Below are 9,608 nucleotides of genomic sequence, written 5' to 3' on the forward strand. Positions count from 1 at the left end.
ACGATCTTCGTAGCATTTTGCAACAAGATCGTCCTTTTTCTTTTATTGTAATCCTTTAATAATCATTGATCGAACTGGTAAGAACTGCTCCCCTGTATCACCATAAGTGAGAATTACATCATCACCTTGTTGTAAATAAATTGCAAGCGGTTCTGTTTCTGAGCTTATCAAATAGTTTTTCCCGTTATTTAGTAAAAATGATACAACTGTATAGTCACCGAGACGTTCCTTGTATACGCGAAGTACCTTTCCACTTACATTTTTCTCTTCTGCATGTGAGCTTCCTTCGACTGTAGTCCCACCACGACTTAAGGCTGTTTTATATAATTTTAATGCCTCTTTAGGAGTTGTTGCATAAACGGAAATTTCAGGATTTGCCGCAGATACGATGAAATAGTTTTGTAAGAAACCATTTGAGTCAAGCACAGCAGTTAGCCAGCTAGCCTCACCGTAAAAGTTATACAATACCGGCATTTCTCCAGACCATTTCTTCTCTATAAATTTCTTTTCAATAATTTGTAAGTTACCTTGCGAATCCATATAAGAAGCGTCTTGATTTCCAGTATAATAGGTTGCTTGACCTGTTCGGGCATTTGTTAAGGAATAGCCAAGCATTGAATCAACACCCTCTTTAGGGCTCGTAAAGTCTGTGAAATAATACATATCGCCCTTCTCGTCAAAAATTGGGCTAACATTTGCCTCTGTTCCCTCATCAGAAGGGAGTTTTACGTCTTTTTTACCAAACTTACTGTTCCAAAATCCGTGTACATAATTACCGAAATAACTATTTTGTAAGCTTACTGTCTCTGGTGAAACCGCTCCATCAATAAATTCTGGGACATCTCCCAGCTTAATAACTTCTGATTTTCCTGTCAGCGCATCTACAAGCACGATCCCTTTTACATCGAAGCCATTACGTGCTGAAATAAATTCGCCATATGAACGGATATAGTATGGTTTACCATCATCATCTATTTCAAGTTGTACATCTCCACAAAAAACAAGGAATGGATGTTGTAAACGTATATGACGCTCTAAATTTGAATTTAAATAAGCTGACGGAACATATTTCATTTCCTGCTTAACAAACTTAGGATTGTCCGCTGAATCTGTTGCACTCATTATAAAGTAACCAGGAGTTGACCCGCCGTTCATCCATTTAAAGAAACCAGAGAACTCAACCGGTGCTATATAAACATACTCACCCTTCACTTTTTGAATTTGTAAGCGCCCTAGTTCATAATAACTTGTATTCGGTACTTGTCCGAACGCTTTTTTCATCTTATTGCGCGCAAATTTCGGAGGAACACTAGCTGGTGTTTGTGTTTCATCGAATGGTTTTATTTCAACCTCTTCCTTCATTTCAGCTGATTTGAATTTTTCGTTAGCATTCCATAAAGGAGCTGATAAAACATACACCGCAACACCTAGACTTGCTAAAAATAAAACACCCTTTATTTTTCTTTCAATACCACTTGCAAGTAGTGCGCCGCCTAATGTTAATAGAATAATAGCAGGCCAAAAAGCAAGCCAGTTGACATCCATTTTTGTCACATATACTGTTATACCAGTAGCTAAAAATCCTAGTACAAATACACCGATAAAGAAGTATCCTATTACCTTTTTAGAACCGCCTTCTTGTTTCTTAGTTATCAGCGGTGTTAATATAACACTCGCGATTAGTCCAATGACTGCTGAAGCTATTAATAGCTTGGTCATTTCGTTCACCCTCTCTTACCTTACTGTCCACTTATTTACGGCTACATACTAAAAAAGTTTCATACATAAGATGAGTGAGTACCCCCTTATGCATTTCCTTTACAAAAGAATAAAGGAAATTCTAACATAGATAAAGAATTTCAAAGAAAAAAGGAGATGAGAAATTTGTCTAAAAAAATTTTAATAGCGTTTATTATTTTGTTTGGTCTTTACTATATTTTTTTCTTTTCCCATATTGCAGAAAGCTTAAAACTTGTCTTTAAAGTCATTCCAATGCTTTTAATCATAGTCTTAGTAGCTACACAGAAAAACTTAGGTATTAAAAAGTATCAGCTACTGATTGTCATCGGACTTGTATTTTGTATGGTCGGTGATTATACGCTACAGTGGTTTCTAATTGGACTCACAAGCTTCTTAATCGGGCATATTTTTTATATTCTCGCCTTCTTTTCTACTAATGAACGACAAGTACCTACTTGGGCGAAGATTGTATTACTCGTTTACGGGGCAAGTATGGCTGTGTGGATTGTAGGTACAGTGTTTTCATCAGGAGAAGTCGTGCTTGGTATCGCAGTAATTGCCTATATTTCAGTCATTTTAACGATGGGTTGGACTTCAATTCGAACTGGTTCCACTTTTGCAACGATTGGAGCTCTGCTATTTATCGCATCAGATTCCTATTTATCTATTAATAAGTTTGTTATGCCTTTACCATTTTCACATGAGGTTATTATGTTGACATATTACAGTGCCCAAATACTTATTGCGTTAAGCATCCTTCAATATTCCGAAATCCGAAGTAAAGTGTTACAATAATATCAATTATGCCTCGGCATAATTGTGTCCGGAATCGGCTTTGTGCTTAGGCCTGCGTGATGCAGGTCAGTTAGCCGTTATCGCATGGATGCGATGATTTTAGGCTAACATCCTATGTGAGCTCTTTTCCGATTCTGTGACATCCGCCGGAGGCTTTAACTTCTTTCAGTGGGTGTTTGCGCACCCGCTGAAAGAAGTTAACATATACATTAGGAGGCCATACTTATGAAAGAACAAGTAATCGAGCGTTTAATTCGTTATGCAAAAATTGATACACAATCTGATTTCACAAGCGAAACAACTCCTTCAACACAAAAACAATTTGACTTATTACATGTATTAAAAGATGAACTTGCTGCAATAGGCTTAACTGACATTACATTAGATGAAAATGGCTATTTATTTGCAACACTGGAAGCAAATACAGATAAAAAAGTGCCTACTATTGGTTTTTTAGCACATGTGGACACTACAACAGATTTTACTGGCACAAACGTTAATCCACAGCGCATTGACAACTATGATGGCGGAGCTATCCAGCTTAATGAAAATCTAGCGATGTCGCCAACAGATTTTCCCGAGCTAAAAAATTATGTAGGTCAAACGTTAATTACAACGGATGGTACTACATTATTAGGTGCTGACGATAAAGCTGGTATTGCAGAAATTATGACTGCTATGGAATACCTAATAAATAATCCTTCCATTAAGCATGGCAAATTACGTGTAGCATTTACACCTGATGAAGAAATTGGTCGCGGTCCTCATAAATTTGATGTAGCTGCCTTTGGAGCCGACTATGCTTATACGATGGATGGCGGACCACTTGGCGAGCTACAATACGAAAGCTTTAATGCTGCAGGTGTAAAAGTTGTGACAAAAGGTACGAGTGTACACCCTGGCTCTGCAAAAAATAAAATGGTTAATGCCATCACAATGGCGATCGCCTTCCAAAATGAAATGCCTACTAATGAAGTACCAGAAAAAACAGATGGCTATGAAGGCTTTATTCACTTAATGGGCTTTAACGGGGCGATCGAGCATACTGAGCTTTCTTATATCGTCCGTGACCATGATCGTCAAAAATTCGAAGCGAAAAAACAATTAATGCTTGATGTTGCGGCAAAAATTAAAGCTCAATATGGCGAGGATGCTTTAAGCATTACAATGGAAGATCAATACTATAATATGGGCGAAAAAATTGAGCCTGTTAAAGAAATCGTTGACATTGCACGCACAGCAATGGAAAAGTTGGATATTACACCAATTACATTACCAATCCGTGGCGGTACTGATGGTTCGCAGCTTTCTTACATGGGCTTACCAACACCAAACATTTTTGCAGGTGGCGAAAATATGCACGGTAAATTCGAATATGTATCTGGAGAAACGATGGAGAAAGCTACACAAGTTATTATTGAAATCGTACAACTTTTTGAACAACAAGGAAAATAGAGTATAATCTTCTTTAGTTACGAAGAGGGGTTTGTCCCTTCTTCGTAATTTTTCCGAAAGTAATGACTGAATTTTCAAATTACATAAAAGGGTTTTGAGGTGACTTTAATGAAAGAAATTGCATTAGGCATTTTAGCCTCGCTTTTTTTTGCTGTTACATTTATCTTGAATCATGCAATGGAAATGCAAGGAGGTAGCTGGCTATGGAGTGCATCCCTGCGCTATTTCTTCATGCTACCGTTTTTACTTGTGATTGTTTTCTATCGAAAAGGCTTTTCCCAACTATCAGGTGAAATGAAAGCACAGCCAGTAGCTTGGCTGCTTTGGAGCTTTATTGGGTTCGTATTGTTCTATGCACCACTGACATTTGCAGCAGCATTCGGTCCAGGCTGGCTTGTTTCCGGAACTTGGCAATTTACAATTGTCGCTGGCGTATTATTAGCTCCCCTATTTGTTTCAGTAGTAGCTGGGAAAACAGTACGTCAAAAAATACCGCTTATTTCATTACTAATTTCATGTGTCATTTTAGTCGGCATTTTACTTATTCAAATACCACAGGCACAATCTGTTCCATTTAAAAGTTTATTGCTTGGCATTTTACCTGTTGCCATCGCTGCATTTGCCTACCCTCTCGGCAATCGGAAAATGATGGAAATCTGCAGCGGACGCATCGATACATATCAACGAGTTCTCGGAATGACCATCGCCTCGATGCCCGCATGGATTATTCTAGCCATTTATGCATTGGCAACGGTTGGGCTTCCTTCCATCAACCAAGTGATGCAATCGTTGCTTGTAGGCATAAGCTCTGGTGTCATCGCCACAACTTTATTTTTCATTGCAACTGACCGTGTTCGTGATCACCAAGGCAAGCTTGCAGCAGTTGAAGCAACACAATCGACTGAAATAATCTTTGTCATTATTGGTGAAGTATTATTGCTCGGCATTGCATTCCCAGATTCAATTGCACTTGCGGGCTTAGGTGTCATCATTGTTGGCATGCTACTACATAGCTACTATACGATGATACTAGGGAAAAAAAGTGCTGTTCCTAGCAATCCTACGCAGTAATATTAAAGAAAAAATGTACATTACTAAATTTACTTTTAGTAGTGTACATTTTTTATTCTAGAGAGCACTATAATTTGTAAATCATTGTTTTAGAAGTGCCTACTACTTCATAATCTCTAAAGCCAAGTTTGTTATAAATATTAATGGCCGAACTATTTTCAAGGTCTACACTAAGCGAAATGGTATTGTATCCTTCATCCTGCGCCTGTTGAATTATTTTACGCATCAGTAAAGTCCCCAACCCTCTTCCTCTTACATCTTTTGAAACAGCAATTCCTATTTCAGGAGTATTGCAATCAATATAACCATAGCTTTTATTATTTTCATCAAACAATCTGTACCAGACTGCACCAACAGTTTGATTTTCTGTGTCAAAAGCAATCAGAACTTTATCTCCATTCCTCCCCCAACCTTCATGATATTTTCTTATGTGTGGCGAGTTTAGCAAAACCGCTTTCGATGGTTTATTCACAGGAATAAGTATTGACTCATATAACATATCTTGAAAGAACTCAAACTCATTTTTATTACCTTCGAAATTTCTAATATAAAACATAAAATAATCACTCCTTCAATATTGTTACTTCTAGATTCTAGCCTTATTACTATATGAATTTAGGGATATCATATAGTAAATTGTAATTTTCGGTAAATTGATCAAAAGTTATATTTTTTTAAATATACGCTAAGTTATAAGTTGATTGGAGTGGAGACTGGGCGACTCCTTGGTGTTCAGCGGTAGAGGAACGAAGGTTAAAAGCATCACGTCCTGTGAGAACGCCTTCGTGACCTACATCGGTGCTGCTGCCGCTACGTTAACACTACGCTTTCGCGCAAAAAACATCTGTTGGCCCGAGACCCTGGTGCGAGCAGGCAGAGGAACGAAGGCTAAAAGCATCACGTCCTGTGATAACGCCTTCGTGACCTACATCGTGTAGGCCCAAGCGGCTCATCGGACGCCCCCAGGAAGCTCTGTGCGAAAGCGAAGCGGCAGCGATAAAAGGCCCAGTCGGAACGGAGATCAACCCCACGTTATGGTGGGTTCATTTTTATAGGAATACTTTGAAGATTTATCGGAACATAATCTCATTTTATCGGAACAATTTTTGCTTTTATCGGAATAATATCTCGTTTTATCGGAACAATGGCAGTTTCAATCAAAAAAAGACGGCTCAATCACAATGGAGTGAGCCGTTAGATTAAAAGAACCGTTAAAATCAAACAGGTGAGAAAAAACAATTCTTTTTCCTCACCTGTTTTTCTATTATTAAGATTTTCACCTTTCAATCAAAAAAATAAAGGATTTGTTATTCATAAGACATTAGTATGCTGCTAGATCCATAGATATAACCGTAGCCTGGTGCAAAGAATTCACCATTAGAAGTTTCCACAACATTGTTAAACGTGCCTGTTGCTGGTTTTGTGAATGTGTAATGAATGGCACGAACAAACCCTTCATCTGTCATTCCACTCCCCACTCTAGTCACTTTCGAGCCTTCTGTAACTGGTTTTTCAAATATATATTTGATACCATCCTTTTCATAATTAAAGGTTTGTTCTGTTTCATGATAGTCAATGAACTTGTCATGCTGCGCTTCAAAACGATTATTAGCCGTTTTCTTATATACGCCATTCGCATACACTAGCTGCTGAAGCGTATCATTTGGCAAGAAAGACGTTGTAATGATCGGTGATTCGTTCGGCTTTATGGTAGCTAGGGCATTTTTCGGTACATAATACATTTCCCCATCTATCTCAATCCAAGCTGTCGCATTTTTTTCTGTTAAAAACATTACTTCATCAAAACGCTTTAGCTCTTTTGTCTTTCTGCTACTTTTACCAATAACACCATATCGAATATAGCGTTTCTCTTGAGTTTGCACAGGTTGGAGTAACTTTACAGGAATATATGTAAAAATAAAGTCTTCCCCCCATGTTCCGAGCTCTTGCACTCTAAGGTATCCATTTATTTCAATTCCTAACGATTGAAAAACGGTACCTTTTGAATACTTCCCTCCCGCTTTTCCTCCAGCAATTGGACCTCTTAAATGTCGTGTATCAGTTGTTAGCTTATAGAGTCTTTCATCTCTTTTTATTGTTTCGGCAATGCGAATATCTGTGGCATCAATATAGCCCCCTTTAGATTTTCCATCAGTTGGGTGCGTAATATCGTAATATAGATTTTCACCAATAGAAATATCATAACTAGTGCCACCATCTACATATCCTTCCAGGTAATGTGTTCCATAGTTTAAGGAGGAGGCTCGACCATTGATGTTGATATAGCCAGGATTATCATAAAGAGAAGCGCGGATGTTCAGAGGTACTTTCTTAAAAACAACTAAATCTGTTGCTTGTACACGGTAACCCGAGCTCATCCAATAAAACGTTTTATTGTCATACTTTTCAATATCATACACTCGGAAATAGTTGTTGCGCTTGACTGTCATCGAGCTATACGTACCGTTTGCATTTTCCTTATACACTTTTACATCTTTTGTAAAAGTCATTTTGCCTGTTTGTCCTTTGACAACTTGCGCCCCGTCCCACTGTGCTTCCGCAGCTTTAGATGATGATGGGCTTGTAAAAAAGGCTAAAGCGATGAGCAAAGTGATAATATATTTCTTCATTTTATTCCCCTCCACTTATTTCTATTAAATTCCCAATCTTCATCATACCATACCAAGCCTGTTACTTATTTACTTATTCTGCTATCTAAAGACAATCAAAAAAGAGCGACATATCCATTTAGGCTAAGTCGCTCTGAGATTTTAGGAGCATTATCATGAACTAGCAAACTTCTAGAAAAACTTTATAGATATTTAGCTTCCAATAGTAATCATATCTTTGGCAATGATTAGGCTTTAACTAGAATTATTTTTAAGATGTCCCTACTACTTCATAATCCTTAAAGCCTAGTTTTTGATAAATATTAATTGCTGAACTATTTTCAATATCTACACTAAGCAGCGTCACAGATGAGACCCTGCTGAATACTTTGAAGATTTATCGGAACATTATCTCATTTTATCGGAACAATTGCAGTTTCTATCAAAAAAAGACGACTCAATCACAATGGAGTGAGTCGTCTAGAGATTTTTACGTTCCCAAAAAATGAGGGGGGTTTTAGGAGCGTTATCATGAACTAGCAAACTTCTGGAGAAAAGTAGCTAAAGTTCATCCTCTCTACACTGTATTGTAGAAGAGGAATATTCTTTATACGATAATGATAATCATTATCAATTATAAAGTCAACATTAATCTGAAAATTTTTTCAAGTTTTTTTAATGACTACTCTTCAGTGAGCGACGATATTGCCATTGCTTTAGCTGAAAATGTAGAAAACAACCTATACAAAAGCCTGCAATTACTAGCGATGGAGCTACAACTACCATTCCTTTAAAGACATAGCATACGGCTGCGACATTTAAAAACCAACCTTTCAGATATGTTTAATGTATTTTACTATATTGCATTCCATTTGTGAAGCAAAAATGATTAATTTATAATAAAAGTAACAGATGATTGAAAGAAAAGGTGATCACAATGCCAGCATTAACGATGGATCAAGTTCGACAATTGAATTCCTATAGCATTTATACGACAGAACCAAAGCGGACATTATTTACATTAGCTGATATACATAAAGACTTTTACCATCCTGACTTTTTAAACCTTATGATGGGAATTACAGACGCAGCAACGGAAACAGCCGCTATTTCTCATTTTGCACGCCGCTACGGTATGTTTTTCGCTATGCAACTTTACATGCTTGCTGCCTATGACGAAGTGTGGGACGGTAAACCAATCGAGCTTCGCTTTGATGCAGCAAAAGAATTCGACAGTTTTACAGTCGCAATGTTTGTTAACCCAAATGATTGGCGTTATGTTGACGAGGATGAACGTCAGGCAGTTATTGAGAAAATCCTATATGACGGGCACGTTATCGTTCAACAGCTTCGTAAAGTGACATCTATTTCCCCTCTTACTATTTGGGAAAATTTCTTTGGATATTTACTTTGGCACTATCATATATTGCTTTCTAATCCTGGTCTAGCAGATCAAGCAATGGAAGATATAGAAGCTTTAGAGGATCCTAAAACATGGGCTCGTTTCTCCAACAAATCGTGGTGGGCACAATATACAGGTGGTCAAAGCCCCACTAATTTAGTGAGCGTCCCAGTACGAAAATCATGTTGTTTTTCTAAAGACATACCTGGCTTAATGGCTTGTGGCTTTTGCCCAATGAAATAAAAATCTCCTTAACAAAAAAGCCTTATCTCTCACATTGAGTGAGAGGTAAGGCTTTGCTTGTTAAAATATAAATTATTGTGTATCAAGTCGGAGCTTTCGCACAGTTAAAACATTTGTTGCTGTCGCTTCGCTTTCGCACAGTTAAAACATTTGTTGCTGCCGCTTCGCTTTCGCACAGTTAAAACAATTGTTGCTGCCGCTTCGCTTTCGCACAGTTAAAACAATTGTTGCTGCCGCTTCGCTTTCGCACAGTTAAAACAATTGTTGCTGCCGCTTCGCTTTCGCACAGTTAA

Annotated in this window: 8 protein-coding genes; 4 read left to right on the top strand and 4 right to left on the bottom strand. The window is 37.8% G+C overall.

Features of this window, described 5'->3' with window-relative positions; translation table 11 throughout:
- Positions 1-42: 42 nt before the first annotated feature.
- A complete protein-coding gene (locus tag ACQKMV_RS22675; RefSeq protein WP_427506646.1) occupies positions 43-1,719 on the bottom strand; it encodes a hypothetical protein in 1,677 nt (558 codons plus the stop codon).
- Positions 1,720-1,875: 156 nt separating this feature from the next.
- Between ACQKMV_RS22675 and ACQKMV_RS22680 the strand changes: the two genes are divergently transcribed.
- The 3 genes from ACQKMV_RS22680 (at position 1,876) to ACQKMV_RS22690 (ending at position 5,061) form a co-directional block, all read left to right on the top strand.
- A complete protein-coding gene (locus tag ACQKMV_RS22680; protein ID WP_427506647.1) occupies positions 1,876-2,535 on the top strand; it encodes a lysoplasmalogenase in 660 nt (219 codons plus the stop codon).
- A gap of 225 nt (positions 2,536-2,760) precedes the next feature.
- Positions 2,761-3,990, top strand: a complete 1,230-nt coding sequence (gene pepT, locus ACQKMV_RS22685) for a peptidase T (protein WP_427506649.1) — start codon at positions 2,761-2,763, stop codon at positions 3,988-3,990.
- Positions 3,991-4,098: 108 nt separating this feature from the next.
- Entirely contained in the window at positions 4,099-5,061 is a 963-nt protein-coding gene (locus tag ACQKMV_RS22690; protein WP_427506650.1) for a DMT family transporter, read from the top strand.
- A gap of 67 nt (positions 5,062-5,128) precedes the next feature.
- Here the strand turns inward: ACQKMV_RS22690 and ACQKMV_RS22695 are convergent, their stop codons facing one another.
- The 3 genes from ACQKMV_RS22695 to ACQKMV_RS22705 form a co-directional block, all read right to left on the bottom strand.
- Complete coding sequence (locus tag ACQKMV_RS22695; RefSeq protein WP_427506652.1) at positions 5,129-5,617, bottom strand: N-acetyltransferase family protein; 489 nt, start codon at positions 5,615-5,617, stop codon at positions 5,129-5,131.
- 751 nt (positions 5,618-6,368) lie between these two features.
- On the bottom strand, positions 6,369-7,691 hold the full coding sequence (locus ACQKMV_RS22700) for a hypothetical protein (protein WP_427506654.1): 1,323 nt from the start codon (positions 7,689-7,691) through the stop codon (positions 6,369-6,371).
- 654 nt (positions 7,692-8,345) lie between these two features.
- Positions 8,346-8,507 (bottom strand): DUF4395 family protein, encoded by a 162-nt coding sequence (locus ACQKMV_RS22705; RefSeq protein WP_427506668.1) that lies wholly within the window; start codon positions 8,505-8,507, stop codon positions 8,346-8,348.
- Between the two features lie 100 nt (positions 8,508-8,607).
- On the opposite strand from ACQKMV_RS22705, the gene ACQKMV_RS22710 reads away from it, so the two are divergent.
- A complete protein-coding gene (locus tag ACQKMV_RS22710; protein ID WP_427506656.1) occupies positions 8,608-9,315 on the top strand; it encodes a Fe-S oxidoreductase in 708 nt (235 codons plus the stop codon).
- Positions 9,316-9,608: the final 293 nt, after the last annotated feature.

Source organism: Lysinibacillus sp. NPDC094403 (assembly GCF_050278745.1).
Taxonomy (GTDB): Bacteria; Bacillota; Bacilli; order Bacillales_A; family Planococcaceae; genus Lysinibacillus.

What these genes read in the sequence shown, in the direction of transcription:
- ACQKMV_RS22675 (WP_427506646.1), bottom strand. Translation starts at nt 1,719, where the DNA reads ATGACCAAGCTATTAATAGCTTCAGCAGTCATTGGACTAATCGCGAGT.
- ACQKMV_RS22695 (WP_427506652.1), bottom strand. Translation starts at nt 5,617, where the DNA reads ATGTTTTATATTAGAAATTTCGAAGGTAATAAAAATGAGTTTGAGTTC.
- ACQKMV_RS22700 (WP_427506654.1), bottom strand. Translation starts at nt 7,691, where the DNA reads ATGAAGAAATATATTATCACTTTGCTCATCGCTTTAGCCTTTTTTACA.
- ACQKMV_RS22710 (WP_427506656.1), top strand. Translation starts at nt 8,608, where the DNA reads ATGCCAGCATTAACGATGGATCAAGTTCGACAATTGAATTCCTATAGC.
- pepT (WP_427506649.1), top strand. Translation starts at nt 2,761, where the DNA reads ATGAAAGAACAAGTAATCGAGCGTTTAATTCGTTATGCAAAAATTGAT.
- ACQKMV_RS22690 (WP_427506650.1), top strand. Translation starts at nt 4,099, where the DNA reads ATGAAAGAAATTGCATTAGGCATTTTAGCCTCGCTTTTTTTTGCTGTT.
- ACQKMV_RS22680 (WP_427506647.1), top strand. Translation starts at nt 1,876, where the DNA reads ATGAGAAATTTGTCTAAAAAAATTTTAATAGCGTTTATTATTTTGTTT.